Origin of the sequence: Streptomyces sp. NPDC057428 (assembly GCF_042803195.1) — a bacterium.
GTDB lineage: Bacteria > Actinomycetota > Actinomycetes > Streptomycetales > Streptomycetaceae > Streptomyces.
This window is the reverse complement of sequence record NZ_JBHVCT010000006.1, coordinates 103,030-120,082: the sequence shown is the minus strand read 5'-3', so window position 1 is coordinate 120,082 and position 17,053 is coordinate 103,030. Positions and strand designations below refer to the sequence as shown.

The window sequence follows — 17,053 nt, the reverse complement described above, 5'->3', positions numbered from 1 at the left end:
GGACAAGCGAAACGAACACTCCGTGACGCTGTTGTGATGGACCCGAGGGGATCTCGGGTATCCCCGCACTCGCCGACTCCCCCGGCAGGGACGATCTCTCTGCGCCGGCCGCCGATCGGCCCGCATGTCGTCGTACGGGGAAGACCGCTAGGGTGAGCGCGTCCAGAGGGGGAGGCCGGGTGCGTCTGCTGATCGACGTGGTCGAGGGCGACTTCTCCGCGTTCCACGGCCCGTACGGAAACAAGGCGGCTCGCCGCATGAACGCGCTGGCGCCCTTCGCCGCCGCGCCCCGTACGGCGGTGGACGGCTCGACCCGGTGGCACGACCTGCACGAGGCCGTCCTGGGCCGGGCGTTCGAGATGTCCGTGGAGCCTTCAGCGACCGTGGCCAAGTGCCTGGCCGCCGCTCTCGGTGAAGCCAGGCGCAGAGGGGTGGCCGAGCCCGAGCGCGCGTACGAGCCGGTGTTCCCCTGGGACGACGGGGTGCTGCGCACCTGGCTGGCGGACCCCGCCACGGACGAGAGGCTCGACCCCCGGCTGACGCTCGACGCGTACGGTCTGGCCGACGGCGACCTGATCGTCCTGTGCGTCGAGCGCCCGGCCGAGAGCATGTACAGGCTTGCCCGCAGCCCCAACCCCGCCGCCCTGCTGGAACACATGCAGCTTGCGATGCAGGGTGCTGCCCCCGACAGCGGCGGCATGCTGTGGGGCGTCCTCCTCTACACGTCCGTGGACACCGGGCTGGCGACGTACGTCCGTACCCACTACGAGGACCTCGACGCGCTCTCCGGCCCCACGACCCGCGTCTTCGTGATGGAGCGCCGGACTCCGTGGGCCGACGCACGGCGCTACTGGCGCAGGCACCTCGAACCGGAGCTGTACCAGGTGCTGGCGCCGATGCAATGGCTGCGCTGGCAGCCGTACGACCCGCAGGGTGCCTACAGGATCGCCTCGCTGCTGAAGGTGGACCCCGCGCTCCTGCCCTGCCTCGTCCTGTTCAACGGACGGGCCGACCTGCCCTGGGGGAAACAGAAGGTCGTCTTCCCGGTCGAGGAGGCCACGCCCCACTACTTCCGCACCCTGTTCGGCCGCATCGCCGAGGCCCTGGACGGACAGCCCGGCACCGGGGACGGACGGCTGGAGTACCAGGACGCGCGGGCCGGGACGCGGGCCGACGGTCCCACGGTGCTGCGCGACCTGCTGCTCCGTAGCGCCCGTGACCGGGACGAGGAGGCGTTCGCCCGGGTCGCGGAGGCCCAGCGCGCCATCAGCGCCGCGCTGAAGCCGACTCCCCCGCCCCACACCGGGTATCAGCTCAACAACTGCAAGGTCATTCTCACTTCGGGGGCCACCATGACGGAGAACTTCAACTTCACCGGGCAGAACACGACGTTCGTCAACCGCCCCAAGGACACGGTCATCCAGGACTTCCAGAACCAGCACGGAACCGCGCTGTGCGCCGACGACCTACGGCAGCTGCTCGGGCTGACCCTCTCCAGCACCGAACTCTCCGACACCGAGCGCGACGAGGCCGCGCAGGCGGTGCACGACCTGGCCACGCTCTCCGGCGAGCCGGACGTCGGCGCCTTCCGGCTGCGTGCGGAGCGCCTTCGGGAACTGCTGTCGGGCGCGGCGGACATCGCGCAGCCGGCGCTGGCCCTGATCGCGACGGTCACGGCGGCCGTGACCGGCTGACCCGGACCGCGACCGTCCGTCGCGCACCGGTGACGCGGTTGCAGTGACGTCAGTCTGCAGTGGTGCAAGAGTCCGCCCGTTCATCCGATGACGACGCCGGGTACGGCGAAGGGCCCCGTACCTCTCTCGCGAGAGGTACGGGGCCCTTCTGGTGCTCAGTGAGGAGCAACCAGGTCAGACGATCAAGTAATTACTTGATGATCTTGGTGACCTGGCCGGCGCCCACGGTCCGGCCACCCTCACGGATGGCGAACTTCAGGCCCTCTTCCATGGCGACCGGCTGGATCAGCGCGACGTCCATGAGGGTGTTGTCACCCGGCATGACCATCTCGGTGCCCTCGGGAAGGGTCACAACGCCCGTCACGTCCGTGGTACGGAAGTAGAACTGCGGGCGGTAGTTGTTGAAGAACGGGGTGTGACGGCCACCCTCGTCCTTCGACAGGATGTAGGACTGCGCCTGGAACTCCGTGTGCGGCGTGACCGAACCCGGCTTGATGATGACCTGGCCGCGCTCGACGTCCTCGCGCTTGATGCCACGGAGGAGCAGACCGACGTTCTCACCGGCCTGGCCCTCGTCGAGCAGCTTGCGGAACATCTCGATGCCGGTGACCGTGGTGGTGGTCTTCTCGGTCTTGATACCGACGATGTCGACGGTCTCGTTGACCTTCAGGACACCACGCTCGATGCGGCCGGTGACGACCGTACCGCGACCGGTGATCGTGAAGACGTCCTCGATCGGCATGAGGAACGGCTTCTCGACGTCACGCTCGGGCTGCGGGATGGACTCGTCGACGGCCTTCATCAGGTCGAGAACGGTCTTGCCCCACTCCGCGTCGCCCTCGAGGGCCTTGAGCGCCGAGACCTTGACGACCGGAAGGTCGTCGCCCGGGAACTCGTACTCGGAGAGGAGCTCACGAACCTCGAGCTCGACGAGCTCCAGGATCTCCTCGTCGTCCACCATGTCGGCCTTGTTCAGGGCGACGACGATGTACGGCACGCCTACCTGGCGGGCCAGGAGCACGTGCTCCTTGGTCTGCGGCATCGGGCCGTCGGTGGCCGCGACCACGAGGATGGCGCCGTCCATCTGCGCCGCACCCGTGATCATGTTCTTGATGTAGTCGGCGTGACCCGGGCAGTCGACGTGCGCGTAGTGACGCGACTCCGTCTGGTACTCGACGTGCGCGATCGAGATCGTGATACCGCGCTGACGCTCCTCAGGAGCCTTGTCGATCTGGTCGAAGGCCGAGGCCTCGTTCAGGTCCGGGTACGCGTCGTGCAGCACCTTGGTAATGGCGGCCGTGAGGGTCGTCTTACCGTGGTCAATGTGACCGATGGTGCCGATGTTGACGTGCGGCTTAGTCCGCTCGAACTTTGCCTTCGCCACTGGGGTCCTCCTGAGTGGTTCTGTACGCCTTGCTTCATCGGCGCCAGGTGATCTTTGCTGGAATGCCGGTTCCGGAGGCATCCGCCGCGCACTTGCGCGCGACGACGAATGCCCGACCGGCTCCGGTGACAAGCCTAAAGCGTGAGCTCGGAAGAGTTACTCGCCCTTGGCCTTCGCGATGATCTCCTCGGCGACGTTCCGCGGAACCTCGGCGTAGGAGTCGAACTGCATCGAGTAGCTTGCGCGACCCGAGGTCTTGCTGCGGAGGTCTCCGACGTAGCCGAACATCTCCGAGAGGGGCACGAGGCCCTTCACGACGCGAGCGCCGCTGCGCTCCTCCATGGCCTGGATCTGGCCACGGCGGGAGTTGAGGTCGCCGATGACATCGCCCATGTAGTCCTCGGGCGTGGTGACCTCGACGGCCATCATCGGCTCGAGGAGCACGGGGGACGCCTTGCGGGCACCCTCCTTGAACGCCTGCGAACCGGCGATCTTGAAGGCGAGCTCCGAGGAGTCGACCTCGTGGTAACCACCGTCGAGAAGGGTGACGCGGACGCCGACCATCTCGTAACCGGCCAGGATGCCGAACTGCATGGCTTCCTGAGCACCCGCGTCCACCGAGGGAATGTACTCACGGGGGATGCGGCCACCGGTGACCTTGTTGACGAACTCGTAGGAGGCGTCGCCACCCTCGATGGGCTCGAGGGCGATCTGCACCTTCGCGAACTGGCCGGTACCACCAGTCTGCTTCTTGTGCGTGTAGTCGATGCGCTCGACGGTCTTGCGGATCGTCTCGCGGTAAGCGACCTGGGGCTTGCCGACGTTCGCCTCGACGCGGAACTCGCGCTTCATGCGGTCGACGAGCACCTCGAGGTGAAGCTCGCCCATACCACCGATGATGGTCTGGCCGGTCTCCTCGTCGGAGTGCACCTGGAAGGAGGGGTCCTCCTCCGAGAGGCGCTGGATGGCGACACCCAGCTTCTCCTGGTCACCCTTGGACTTGGGCTCGATGGCGACCTGAATGACCGGCGCCGGGAAGTCCATGGACTCCAGGATCACCGGGTTCTTGTCGTCGGACAGCGTCTCACCCGTGGTGGTCTGCTTCAGGCCCATGACGGCGACGATGTCACCGGCGCCCACCGACGCGATCTCCTCACGCTTGTTCGCGTGCATGCGGTAGATCTTGCCGATGCGCTCCTTCTTGCCCTTGACCGAGTTCAGCACCGCGGTGCCGGCCTCGAGGCGACCGGAGTAGATCCGGACGAAGGTGAGCTTGCCCAGGTGCGGGTCACTCGCGATCTTGAACGCCAGGCCGGAGAACGGCTCGTCGTCCGAAGGCTTGCGCTTGATGACCAGCTCCGGGTCCTTGACGTCGTGGCCCTCGATGGCCTCGACGTCCAGGGGGGAAGGCAGGTAGCGGACGACAGCGTCGAGCAGGGGCTGGACGCCCTTGTTCTTGAACGCGGTGCCACAGAAGACGGGGGTCACGGTGACGGAGTCGGCCGAGCCCTTCGACGCGAGGGTGATCCGACGGATCGCCTCGTGCAGCTGCTCCTCGGTGGGCTCGTTGCCCTCGAGGTACAGCTCCATCATCTGGTCGTCGTTCTCCGCGACGGCCTCAAGGAGCTTGCCGCGCCATTCCTCGGCGGCCTCCTTGTGCGTGTCGGGGATCTCGACGGTGTTGTACATCTCGCCCTTGGCGGCCTCTTCGGGCCACACGAAGGCCTTCATCGACACGAGGTCGACGACGCCCTTGAAGTCGGCTTCGGCGCCGATGGGGAGCTGCATGACGAGCGGGACCGCACCGAGGCGGTCGACGATCATGTCGACACAGCGGTGGAACTCGGCGCCGGTGCGGTCGAGCTTGTTGACGAAGCAGATACGCGGCACGCCGTAGCGGTCCGCCTGACGCCAGACGGTCTCGGACTGCGGCTCGACGCCGGCCACACCGTCGAACACGGTGACGGCACCGTCGAGGACGCGGAGCGAACGCTCCACCTCGACGGTGAAGTCGACGTGACCGGGGGTGTCGATGATGTTGATGGTGTGGTCAACATCATTGAGCGGCCAGTGACAGGTCGTCGCGGCCGACGTGATCGTGATGCCGCGCTCCTGCTCCTGCTCCATCCAGTCCATCGTGGCTGCGCCGTCGTGGACTTCACCGATCTTGTACGAAACGCCGGTGTAGAAGAGGATCCGCTCAGTGGTGGTCGTCTTGCCCGCGTCGATGTGGGCCATGATCCCGATGTTGCGGACCTTGGCCAGGTCAAGCGAAGTGGTGGCCATAAGGCTCAATCTTCTCTCGGTCTCGATGGGGTGAGCGACTACCAGCGGTAGTGCGCGAAGGCCTTGTTCGACTCGGCCATCTTGTGGGTGTCCTCGCGCTTCTTGACGGCAGCGCCAAGACCGTTGGAGGCGTCGAGCAGCTCGTTCATGAGGCGCTCGGTCATGGTCTTCTCACGACGGGCGCGGGAGTAACCCACGATCCAGCGCAGCGAGAGGGTGGCGGCACGACCGGGCTTGACCTCGATCGGCACCTGGTAGGTGGCGCCACCGACACGGCGGGACTTGACCTCGAGCGACGGCTTGACGTTCTCGAGCGCGCGCTTGAGCGTGATGACCGGGTCAGCGCCGGTCTTCTCGCGGAGGCCTTCCATGGCGCCGTAGACGATCCGCTCGGCGGTGGAACGCTTGCCGTCGAGCAGGATCTTGTTGATCAGCGACGTGACAAGAGGAGAGCTGTAGACCGGGTCGATGATGACCGGGCGCTTCGGGGCGGGGCCCTTACGAGGCATTCTTACTTCTCCTTCTTGGCGCCGTAGCGGCTGCGGGCCTGCTTGCGGTTCTTGACACCCTGGGTGTCGAGCGAACCGCGGATGATCTTGTAACGAACACCCGGCAGGTCCTTCACACGGCCACCACGCACGAGCACGATGGAGTGCTCCTGCAGGTTGTGCCCCTCACCCGGGATGTAGGCCGTGACCTCGATACCAGAGGTCAGACGCACACGTGCGACCTTACGGAGCGCCGAGTTCGGCTTCTTCGGGGTGGTCGTGAAGACACGCGTGCAGACGCCGCGACGCTGGGGCGAACCCTCGAGCGCGGGCGTCTTGTTCTTCTCGACCTTGTCCTGCCGGCCCTTCCGGACCAGCTGCTGGATCGTAGGCACTACTTCTCCGGTTTCTGTGTGCCGTTCGTGAAACTAACCTGGAACACTCGCCGACCCACGCGGTCGGGTGTGTCGAATACTGCACGCCCCCGCGGTGACGCAGAGGAGAACAGATTGCGGTGGCCACTTACGGACTCGCCGTGCGGTTGAGGACACGCACGCGAGCCCAGGCACACCCCAGGCACAAGGCTTGAGCGTACCTACCTCACGGAGCTGGGTCAAAACAAATGCTGTACGCCCTCGGGCCCCGGAACCCGAGGCGCGCCCCAGCCCAGCCCGCGGAACGTCCGCAGTGCCGGCGCTGCGGCCGACACAACCTCTCTGACCAGCATAAACGACTCCGGCGGCAGCCCGGACCTCTCCGTCCGGGCGGCGCGGCACCGGCCAGGTCGCCGGGACCCCGGGTGACCGACCTCACCGCGCCTCCGCTTCGGCACGCCGAAGGGCGGTCACCCCGTACGCAACGGGGTGACCGCCCTTCGGTCGTATCAAGCGACTCGCTTACTGGTTGTACGGACCGTAGTCGTAGTCCTCCAGCGGAACGGCCTGGCCGGAGCCCGTGCCGAACGGCGAGTAGTCGATGTCGTCGTAGCCGACGGCCGAGTACATCGCGGCCTTGGCTTCCTCGGTCGGCTCGACCCGGATGTTGCGGTAGCGGGACAGACCCGTACCGGCCGGGATGAGCTTACCGATGATGACGTTCTCCTTGAGGCCGATCAGGGAGTCCGACTTGGCGTTGATCGCCGCGTCGGTCAGGACCCTGGTCGTCTCCTGGAAGGACGCCGCCGACAGCCACGACTCAGTGGCGAGCGAGGCCTTGGTGATACCCATCAGCTGCGGACGGCCGGAGGCGGGGTGACCGCCCTCGGTGACCACACGACGGTTCTCGACCTCGAACTTCGACCGCTCGACCAGCTCGCCCGGCAGCAGCTCCGCGTCGCCGGACTCGATGATCGTCACGCGGCGCAGCATCTGCCGGATGATGATCTCGATGTGCTTGTCGTGGATCGACACGCCCTGCGAGTTGTAGACCTTCTGGACTTCGCCGACCAGGTGGACCTGGACCGCGCGCTGACCGAGGATCCGCAGCACGTCGTGCGGGTTCGTGGCACCGACGGTGAGCTTCTGGCCCACCTCGACCGCGTCGCCCTCGCCGACCAGCAGACGGGCACGCTTGGAGATCGGGAACGGCGTCTCCTCGCTGCCGTCGTCCGGCGTGACGACGATCTTCTTGGTCTTCTCGGTCTCCTCGATGCGGACCCGGCCCTTGGCCTCCGAGATCGGGGCGACACCCTTGGGGGTACGCGCCTCGAAGAGCTCGACGACACGCGGCAGACCCTGCGTGATGTCGTCACCCGCCACACCACCGGTGTGGAAGGTACGCATCGTCAGCTGGGTACCGGGCTCACCGATGGACTGGGCGGCGATGATGCCGACCGCCTCACCGATGTCGACCAGCTTGCCGGTGGCGAGCGAGCGTCCGTAGCAGAAGGCACAGGTGCCGACCGCGGACTCACAGGTCAGGACCGAACGGGTCTTGACCTCCTCGACGCCGGCGCCCACGAGGGCGTCGATCAGGACGTCACCGAGGTCGACGTTGGCAGGCGCGATGACCTTGCCGTCGATGACCACGTCCTCGGCCAGCATGCGGGCGTAGACCGAGGTCTCGACGTCGTCCGTCTTGCGCAGGACACCGTCGGCGCCCTTGACGGCGATCTTCAGCTTGAGGCCACGGTCGGTGCCGCAGTCCTCCTCGCGGATGATGACGTCCTGCGAGACGTCCACCAGACGACGGGTCAGGTAACCCGAGTCGGCGGTACGCAGGGCGGTGTCCGCCAGACCCTTACGGGCACCGTGCGTGGAGATGAAGTACTCCAGGACGGTGAGGCCCTCACGGAAGGACGCCTTGATCGGACGCGGGATGGTCTCGTTCTTCGCGTTAGACACCAGACCACGCATACCCGCGATCTGACGCATCTGCATCATGTTTCCTCGGGCACCCGAGTCGACCATCATGAAGATGGGGTTCGTCTTCGGGAAGTTCGCGTTCATCGCCTCGGCGACCTCGTTGGTCGCCTTGGTCCAGATCGCGATGAGCTCCTGCGTGCGCTCGTCCTTGGTGATCAGACCGCGCTCGTACTGCTTCTGGACCTTCTCGTCCTGCTCCTCGTAGCCCTTGACGATGGCCTTCTTGGCCTCGGGGACGACGATGTCGGCAACAGAGACGGTGACCCCGGAACGGGTCGCCCAGTGGAAGCCCGCAGCCTTCAGGTTGTCGAGCGTCGCCGCCACGATGACCTTGGGGTAGCGCTCCGCCAGGTCGTTGACGATCTCGGAGAGCTGCTTCTTGCCCACCGAGTAGTCGACGAACGGATAGTCCTCGGGCAGCAGCTCGTTGAAGAGCGCGCGGCCCAGGCTCGTACGCAGCCGGAAGGTGTCACCCGGCTGGTACTCGGGCTCGCCCTCCTCGGCGACCGGCGGCACCCAGCCACGCGGCGGGATGGTGCCCACCGGGAAGCGGATGTCGACCTTCGCCTGGAGCGACAGCTCGCGGGCGTCGAAGGCCATGGTGGCCTCGGCCGTGGAGCCGAACGCGCGGCCCGTGCCCTTGACGTTGCGGCCCTCTTCGTCCGTGGTGAGGAAGAAGAGGCCCAGCACCATGTCCTGGGTCGGCATGGTGACGGGGCGACCGTCGGCCGGCTTCAGGATGTTGTTCGAGGACAGCATCAGGATGCGGGCCTCGGCCTGCGCCTCCGCGGAGAGCGGCAGGTGAACGGCCATCTGGTCACCGTCGAAGTCCGCGTTGAACGCGGTGCAGACGAGCGGGTGGATCTGGATGGCCTTGCCCTCGACCAGCTGGGGCTCGAAGGCCTGGATGCCGAGGCGGTGCAGGGTGGGCGCACGGTTCAGCAGCACCGGGTGCTCGGCGATGACCTCTTCGAGGACGTCGTACACGACGGTGCGGCCACGCTCGACCATGCGCTTGGCCGACTTGATGTTCTGCGCGTGGTTCAGGTCCACCAGGCGCTTCATCACGAACGGCTTGAAGAGCTCCAGCGCCATCGCCTTCGGCAGACCGCACTGGTGCAGCTTGAGCTGCGGGCCGACGACGATCACGGAACGCGCGGAGTAGTCCACGCGCTTGCCGAGGAGGTTCTGACGGAAACGGCCCTGCTTGCCCTTCAGCATGTCGCTGAGGGACTTCAGGGGGCGGTTACCGGGACCGGTGACCGGGCGACCACGGCGGCCGTTGTCGAACAGCGCGTCGACGGCCTCCTGCAGCATCCGCTTCTCGTTGTTCACGATGATCTCGGGGGCACCGAGGTCAAGGAGACGCTTGAGGCGGTTGTTGCGGTTGATCACACGGCGGTACAGGTCGTTCAGGTCGGAGGTCGCGAAGCGGCCACCGTCCAGCTGCACCATCGGACGCAGGTCCGGCGGGATGACCGGCACGCAGTCGAGCACCATGCCCTTGGGCTTGTTGCTGGTCTGCAGGAACGCGGAGACGACCTTGAGGCGCTTGAGCGCACGGGTCTTCTTCTGGCCCTTGCCGGTACGGATGATCTCGCGGAGGCGCTCGGCCTCCTCGTCGAGGTCGAAGGACTCCAGGCGCTTCTGCAGCGCCGCGGCGCCCATGCAGCCGTCGAAGTACGTGCCGAAGCGGTCACGCAGCTCGCGGTAGAGCAGCTCGTCGCCCTCGAGGTCCTGGACCTTGAGGTTCTTGAAGCGGCTCCACACCTCGTCGAGACGGTCGATCTCGCGCTGCGCACGGTCACGCAGCTGCTTCATCTCACGCTCGGCACCTTCGCGCACCTTGCGGCGCACGTCGGCCTTGGCACCCTCGGCCTCGAGCTCGGCCAGGTCGGTCTCGAGCTTCTTGGCACGGTTCTCGAGGTCCGAGTCGCGGCGGTTCTCGACCTGCTGACGCTCGACGGAGACGTGCGCCTCCAGCGACGGGAGGTCGCGCGTGCGGCGCTCCTCGTCGACGAACGTGATCATGTACGCGGCGAAGTAGATGACCTTCTCGAGGTCCTTCGGCGCGAGGTCCAGCAGGTAGCCCAGACGCGACGGGACACCCTTGAAGTACCAGATGTGGGTGACGGGAGCGGCAAGCTCGATGTGGCCCATGCGCTCACGGCGCACCTTGGCGCGAGTGACCTCGACGCCACAGCGCTCACAGATGATGCCCTTGAAACGGACACGCTTGTACTTGCCGCAGTAGCACTCCCAGTCCCGGGTCGGACCGAAGATCTTCTCGCAGAAGAGTCCGTCCTTTTCGGGCTTGAGCGTGCGGTAGTTGATGGTCTCCGGCTTCTTCACTTCGCCGTGGGACCAGGTCCGGATGTCGTCCGCGGTGGCAAGGCCGATCCGCAGCTCGTCGAAGAAGTTGACGTCGAGCACTTGTCGTCAATCCCTCTTTCGGGGGTTCGAGCCCCCTCGCGTCATGCGAGAAATCGGGGCACTTCAGCAATGGTCTGAACGGGTCCGGGGAGAGCCGGCCGGATCACTGGGATCCGGCCGGCCAACCCGTCAGACCTCTTCGACGCTGCTCGGCTCTCGCCGGGACAGGTCGATACCGAGCTCCTCCGCCGCACGGAAGACGTCCTCGTCCGTGTCGCGCATCTCGATGGACATGCCGTCCGAGGACAGCACCTCCACGTTGAGGCAGAGCGACTGCATTTCCTTGATGAGCACCTTGAAGGACTCGGGAATGCCCGGCTCGGGGATGTTCTCGCCCTTGACGATGGCCTCGTACACCTTCACGCGGCCGGTCACGTCGTCGGACTTGATCGTCAGCAGTTCCTGGAGGGCGTATGCGGCGCCGTAAGCCTCAAGGGCCCACACCTCCATCTCGCCGAATCGCTGCCCACCGAACTGCGCCTTACCACCCAGCGGCTGCTGCGTGATCATGGAGTACGGGCCGGTCGAACGGGCGTGGAGCTTGTCGTCGACCAGGTGGTGCAGCTTGAGGATGTACATGTAGCCGACCGAGACCGGCTCCGGGAACGGCTCGCCGGAGCGGCCGTCGTACAGCTGGGCCTTGCCGGAGGGCTGGACCAGCCGGTCGCCGTCGCGGTTCGGGATCGTGGCCTTGAAGAGGCCGGTGATCTCGTCCTCACGGGCACCGTCGAAGACCGGGGTCGCGACGTTGGTGCCGGGGGCGACCTGGTCGGCGCCGATGACCTGCAGGCGCTTGGCCCACTCGTCACCGAGGCCGGAGACGTCCCAGCCGCGACTGGCGAGCCAGCCGAGGTGGATCTCCAGGACCTGTCCCGGGTTCATTCGGGACGGGACACCCAGCGGGTTGAGGATGATGTCGACCGGGGTGCCGTCCTCAAGGAACGGCATGTCCTCGATCGGGAGGATCTTGGAGATCACGCCCTTGTTGCCGTGGCGGCCGGCGAGCTTGTCACCATCGGTGATCTTGCGCTTCTGCGCGACGTAGACGCGGACCAGCTGGTTCACGCCCGGCGGCAGCTCGTCGCCCTCTTCGCGGTCGAAGACGCGGACGCCGATGACCTTGCCGATCTCGCCGTGCGGGACCTTCAGCGAGGTGTCACGGACTTCGCGCGCCTTCTCACCGAAGATCGCGCGGAGCAGACGCTCCTCCGGGGTCAGCTCGGTCTCACCCTTGGGCGTGACCTTGCCGACGAGGATGTCGCCGGCGACGACCTCGGCACCGATACGGATGATGCCGCGCTCGTCGAGGTCGGCGAGGACCTCTTCGGAGACGTTCGGGATGTCCCGGGTGATCTCCTCCGGGCCGAGCTTGGTGTCACGGGCGTCGACCTCGTGCTCCTCGATATGGATCGAGGAGAGGACGTCGTCCTGCACGAGGCGCTGCGACAGGATGATCGCGTCCTCGTAGTTGTGACCCTCCCACGGCATGAACGCCACGAGCAGGTTCTTGCCCAGCGCCATCTCACCGTTCTCGGTGGCCGGCCCGTCGGCGAGGACCTGGCCCTCGATGACGCGGTCGCCCTCGGAGACGACGACCTTCTGGTTGACCGAGGTGCCCTGGTTGGAGCGCGAGAACTTGGCGATCCGGTACGTGGTGTACGTGCCGTCGTCGTTGGTGACGGTGACGTAGTCCGCGGAGACCTCCTGGACCACACCGTCCTTCTCGGCCTTGAGCACGTCACCGGCGTCGGTGGCGCAGCGGTACTCCATGCCGGTGCCGACGAGCGGCGCCTCGGACTTGATGAGCGGCACCGCCTGACGCATCATGTTCGCGCCCATGAGGGCACGGTTGGCGTCGTCGTGCTCCAGGAACGGGATCATCGCGGTGGCGACGGACACCATCTGGCGCGGCGAGACGTCCATGTAGTCGACGTCGTCACCGGGGATGTAGTCGACCTCTCCGCCACGACGGCGGACCAGGACACGCGGTTCGGTGAACCGCATGTCCTCGGAGAGCGTCGCGTTCGCCTGGGCGATCACGAAGCGGTCTTCCTCGTCGGCGGTGATGTAGTCGACCTCGTCGGTGACCTGGCCGTCGACGACCTTGCGGTACGGCGTCTCGATGAAGCCGAACGCGTTGACGCGGCCGTACGAGGCGAGCGAACCGATCAGACCGATGTTCGGGCCTTCAGGGGTCTCGATCGGGCACATGCGTCCGTAGTGGGACGGGTGCACGTCACGGACCTCGAAGCCGGCCCGCTCACGGGAGAGACCACCCGGGCCAAGAGCCGACAGGCGGCGCTTGTGGGTGAGACCCGACAGCGGGTTGTTCTGGTCCATGAACTGCGACAGCTGGCTGGTGCCGAAGAACTCCTTGATGGAGGCGACGACCGGCCGGATGTTGATCAGGGTCTGCGGCGTGATCGCCTCGACGTCCTGGGTCGTCATGCGCTCACGCACGACGCGCTCCATACGGGCGAGACCCGTACGGACCTGGTTCTGGATCAGCTCGCCGACGTTACGCAGACGGCGGTTGCCGAAGTGGTCGATGTCGTCGGTCTCGACGACGATCGTCCGGCCGGACTCACCGACGGTCTCGAGCTCACCGGCGTGGAGCTTCACCAGGTACTTGATCGTGGCGATGATGTCGTCGCTGGTGAGCACACCGGCGTCGAGCGGCTCGTCGGCACCGAGCTTCTTGTTCACCTTGTAGCGGCCGACCTTCGCGAGGTCGTAGCGCTTCGGGTTGAAGTAGAGGTTCTCGAGCAGCGTCTGAGCGGCCTCGCGGGTGGGCGGCTCGCCCGGACGCAGCTTGCGGTAGATGTCGAGCAGCGCGTCGTCCTGGCCCTGGGTGTGGTCCTTCTCCAGGGTGGCACGCATGGACTCGTACTCGCCGAACTCCTCGAGGATCTGCTCGGTGGTCCAGCCGAGAGCCTTCAGGAGGACGGTGACGGACTGCTTGCGCTTGCGGTCGATGCGGACACCGACCATGTCGCGCTTGTCGATCTCCATCTCCAGCCAGGCACCCCGGGACGGGATGATCTTGGCGGAGAAGATGTCCTTGTCGGACGTCTTGTCGATCGAGGAGTCGAAGTAGACACCCGGCGAGCGGACGAGCTGCGACACGACGACACGCTCGGTGCCGTTGATGACGAAGGTGCCCTTGTTGGTCATGAGCGGGAAGTCGCCCATGAAGACCGTCTGGGACTTGATCTCGCCGGTCTCGTTGTTGGTGAACTCGGCCGTGACGAAGAGCGGGGCCGCGAACGTGAAGTCGCGCTCCTTGCACTCGTCGATCGAGTTCTTCGGGGGCTCGAAGCGGTGGTCGCGGAACGTGAGCGACATCGACCCGGAGAAGTCCTCGATCGGTGAGATCTCCTCGAAGATCTCCTCCAGGCCGGACTTGGTGGGGACGTCCTGTCCACTGTCCAGAGCTGCCTCGACGCGAGCCTTCCAGGCGGCGTTGCCGAGGAGCCAGTCAAAGCTCTCGGTCTGCAGCGCGAGGAGGTTCGGAACCTCGAGGGGCTCCTTGATCTTTGCAAAAGAGATGCGCAGCGGGGCGGTGCTGGCACCGTTGTTCGTATTCGAGGTCGAGGCGTTGCGCGAGGCGGCCAAGAGGGGGTCCTTCCGAGGGCTCGGACTCACTACGCGCGTACCGGCCCCCAAGCCGCACACAGAGACAGGAATCCCAAGATCAAGGAATATCCGGCCATCGGTGCTGAGCGTGGGCATGCCCCTGGTGACGGGCAGGAGGCAGCTAACAGGCAGCGCAAAGGGTCAGTGTAGCCAAGCGGCACACTGATGTCCAGTCGGGGTTCTCAGAGACCCACGTTGCTCTCAACAGCTGTTCTCAACACCTATGAATAGCCCTCGCGCGGTGTGCGCTCTTCTTTACTGCCCTCTTCGCTCTCGATCCATGCCTCGGATGCGGATCGAGATGACGACGCGTCCTGAGAATTGCGCGCCGCGTGCGGTTCGTCAAGGCCCTGAGACCCCGGCGGACGTCCACCGATCTTCACCTGCGCCCGGAGGACGCCTGTTGACGCCCCATGGCACGCCCCGGAGAAACGCACGGCGAAGATCACCCTACTCGCCGCGGGCGGAAGATCAAGGCAGCCTCCGGGGGCATGCCGAAGGGCGACCACCCGGATGGGTGATCGCCCTTCGGTGAGGACACTCAGCGCCTTACGGTGCGAGCGGCCTCGGGAGAGTCAGGAGACTCTCGAAGTCACTTGACCTCGACGGAAGCGCCCGCGCCCTTGAGGGACTCGGCAGCCTTCTCGGCGGCCTCCTTGGCGACCTTCTCGAGGACGGGCTTCGGGGCGCCGTCCACGAGGTCCTTGGCCTCCTTGAGACCCAGCGAGGTCAGCTCACGCACGACCTTGATGACCTGGATCTTCTTCTCGCCGGCACCCGTGAGGATGACGTCGAACTCGTCCTGCTCCTCGGCCTGGGCACCGGCGTCGCCGCCACCCTGGGCCGGACCGGCGACGGCGACCGCGGCGGCGGCGGTGACGTCGAACTTCTCCTCGAACGCCTTAACGAACTCGGAGAGCTCGATGAGGGTGAGCTCCTCGAACTGGGCGAGCAGGTCTTCCTGGCTGAGCTTCGCCATGATGGCGTCCTTCCACTATTCGGCTGGTGCCGGAGGTATATGTCGGCGGGCGTACATGGAGCCCGCTGGACCGCTGAGCGAAATTACTCGGCGGCCTCGGCGGGAGCCGGCGTACCGGCACCGCCCTGCTCGGCCTTCTTGGCGCGAAGCGCTTCCGCGGTGCGGACGAACTTCGACGGCAGAGCCTGGAAGAGCTGCGCAGCCTGAGTCTGCTTGCCCTTCATGGCGCCGGCCAGCTTGGCGAGCAGCACCTCGCGGGACTCGAGGTCCGCGAGCTTCTTGATCTCGTCGGCGGACAGCGCCTTACCGTCAAGGACACCGCCCTTGATGACGAGATCGGGGTTGTCCTTGGCGAAGTCACGAAGACCCTTCGCCGACTCCACCGGGTCACCGGTGATGAAGGCAACCGCCGTCGGACCTGCGAAGAGGTCGTCCAGCGTGTCGATCCCGGCCTCGTTGGCCGCAATCTTGGTCAGCGTGTTCTTCACCACGGCGTACTGGGCGTTCTCACCGAGCGAACGACGCAGCGTCTTGAGCTGCGCCACGGTGAGACCCCGGTACTCGGTCAGCACGGCGGCGTTCGAGCTGCGGAACTGGTCCGTCAGCTCGGCTACCGCGGCAGCCTTGTCGGGCCTTGCCATGAGCGTCGGCCTCCTTCCGGGTGATGAGGACCGCTCAGAAGGGGCCGGGAAAGACGAAACGCCCCAGCACAGGTGCCAGGGCGCAGCTCGACCGGACAGAGTCCGGGAGCGATCCACAGTCACCTGCGCAGGTCGTCCGATCTAGCGGAACCTTCGGTCACCGTGCCTCTTGCGAGAGCGCGGCAACGACCAGCGGTCTTTGGCTTCTTATGGAGAGTACGCGACCGGGGCCGTCAGGAGCAAATCCGTCCCGGTTCGACCCCTGCGAGAGGTTTAGCAGCCTGTCGGGACGGCTCCCGAAGGGTGGCCGGCCGCCCTGGTACGCGGACGGGCCCCGCACCCTCCGAAGAGGCTGCGGGGCCCGTCCCGATGCCGTGACTACCGGCCGAGCACGGGGGCTCAGACGGCGGCCGGGTCCTCCTCGACGAGGAGGTTGCGCACGCGGTTGGCGTCCAGCGGGATACCGGGGCCCATCGTCGTGCTCATGGTCGCCTTCTTGATGAAGCGACCCTTCGCGGCGGACGGCTTCAGACGGAGGATCTCCTCCAGGGCCGCGCCGTAGTTCTCGACCAGCTGCGTGTCATCGAAAGAGGTCTTTCCGATGATGAAGTGCAGGTTCGAGTGCTTGTCGACGCGGAACTCGATCTTTCCGCCCTTGATGTCGTTGACGGCCTTGACGACATCGGGGGTGACGGTGCCGGTCTTCGGGTTCGGCATCAGACCACGCGGACCGAGCACGCGGCCCAGGCGGCCGACCTTGCCCATGAGGTCCGGCGTGGCGACGACGGCGTCGAAGTCCAGACGGCCCTTCGCCACCTCGTCGATGAGCTCGTCGGCGCCGACGATGTCGGCGCCCGCGGCTTCCGCGGCCGCAGCACGGTCACCGGTCGCGAAGACCAGGACCCGGGCGGTCTTGCCGGTGCCGTGCGGGAGGTTCACGGTGCCACGGACCATCTGGTCGGCCTTGCGCGGGTCTACACCCAGGGCAAACGCGACCTCGACGGTGCTGTCGAACTTCGTGGTGGCGGTGTCCTTGGCGACACGGACGGCCTCGAGCGGGGCGTACTGGCGCTCCCGGTCGATCTTCGCGTCCGCAGCGCGGAGGTTCTTGCTGCGCTTCACTTCTACTCCTGTGGTTTTCAGAGTGTG

Annotated in this window: 10 protein-coding genes; 1 reads left to right on the top strand and 9 read right to left on the bottom strand. The window is 66.3% G+C overall.

Annotation, left to right across the window (positions count from 1 at the left end; genetic code table 11):
• Window positions 1-179: 179 nt before the first annotated feature.
• A complete protein-coding gene (locus ACFU5K_RS04365) occupies window positions 180-1,694 on the top strand; it encodes a hypothetical protein (protein ID WP_384056622.1) in 1,515 nt (504 codons plus the stop codon).
• 190 nt (window positions 1,695-1,884) lie between these two features.
• On the opposite strand, the gene tuf is transcribed toward ACFU5K_RS04365, so the two are convergent.
• From tuf to rplA, 9 genes are all read right to left on the bottom strand, one after another.
• On the bottom strand, window positions 1,885-3,078 hold the full coding sequence (gene tuf, locus ACFU5K_RS04360; protein WP_327115692.1) for an elongation factor Tu: 1,194 nt from the start codon (window positions 3,076-3,078) through the stop codon (window positions 1,885-1,887).
• A 156-nt stretch (window positions 3,079-3,234) separates the two neighbouring features.
• Entirely contained in the window at window positions 3,235-5,364 is a 2,130-nt protein-coding gene (gene fusA / locus ACFU5K_RS04355; RefSeq protein WP_327115694.1) for an elongation factor G, read from the bottom strand.
• 38 nt (window positions 5,365-5,402) lie between these two features.
• Entirely contained in the window at window positions 5,403-5,873 is a 471-nt protein-coding gene (gene rpsG / locus ACFU5K_RS04350; RefSeq protein WP_014154599.1) for a 30S ribosomal protein S7, read from the bottom strand.
• 2 nt (window positions 5,874-5,875) lie between these two features.
• Window positions 5,876-6,247, bottom strand: coding sequence for a 30S ribosomal protein S12 (gene rpsL / locus ACFU5K_RS04345; RefSeq protein WP_003948652.1), 372 nt, complete (start codon window positions 6,245-6,247; stop codon window positions 5,876-5,878).
• Between the two features lie 501 nt (window positions 6,248-6,748).
• Entirely contained in the window at window positions 6,749-10,648 is a 3,900-nt protein-coding gene (locus ACFU5K_RS04340; RefSeq protein WP_384056617.1) for a DNA-directed RNA polymerase subunit beta', read from the bottom strand.
• Window positions 10,649-10,777: 129 nt separating this feature from the next.
• Window positions 10,778-14,263, bottom strand: coding sequence for a DNA-directed RNA polymerase subunit beta (gene rpoB, locus ACFU5K_RS04335; RefSeq protein ID WP_384056614.1), 3,486 nt, complete (start codon window positions 14,261-14,263; stop codon window positions 10,778-10,780).
• Window positions 14,264-14,876: 613 nt separating this feature from the next.
• Window positions 14,877-15,263 carry a 50S ribosomal protein L7/L12 gene (gene rplL, locus ACFU5K_RS04330; RefSeq protein ID WP_384056611.1) on the bottom strand — a complete coding sequence of 129 codons (387 nt, stop codon included), beginning with the start codon at window positions 15,261-15,263 and terminating at the stop codon, window positions 14,877-14,879.
• 83 nt (window positions 15,264-15,346) lie between these two features.
• Complete coding sequence (gene rplJ, locus ACFU5K_RS04325; protein WP_384056607.1) at window positions 15,347-15,904, bottom strand: 50S ribosomal protein L10; 558 nt, start codon at window positions 15,902-15,904, stop codon at window positions 15,347-15,349.
• Window positions 15,905-16,303: 399 nt separating this feature from the next.
• Window positions 16,304-17,026, bottom strand: a complete 723-nt coding sequence (rplA, locus tag ACFU5K_RS04320) for a 50S ribosomal protein L1 (RefSeq protein WP_384056604.1) — start codon at window positions 17,024-17,026, stop codon at window positions 16,304-16,306.
• Between the last annotated feature and the right edge of the window lie 27 nt (window positions 17,027-17,053).

What these genes read in the sequence shown, in the direction of transcription:
- rplJ (WP_384056607.1), bottom strand. Translation starts at nt 15,904, where the DNA reads ATGGCAAGGCCCGACAAGGCTGCCGCGGTAGCCGAGCTGACGGACCAG.
- rplL (WP_384056611.1), bottom strand. Translation starts at nt 15,263, where the DNA reads ATGGCGAAGCTCAGCCAGGAAGACCTGCTCGCCCAGTTCGAGGAGCTC.
- rpsG (WP_014154599.1), bottom strand. Translation starts at nt 5,873, where the DNA reads ATGCCTCGTAAGGGCCCCGCCCCGAAGCGCCCGGTCATCATCGACCCG.
- fusA (WP_327115694.1), bottom strand. Translation starts at nt 5,364, where the DNA reads ATGGCCACCACTTCGCTTGACCTGGCCAAGGTCCGCAACATCGGGATC.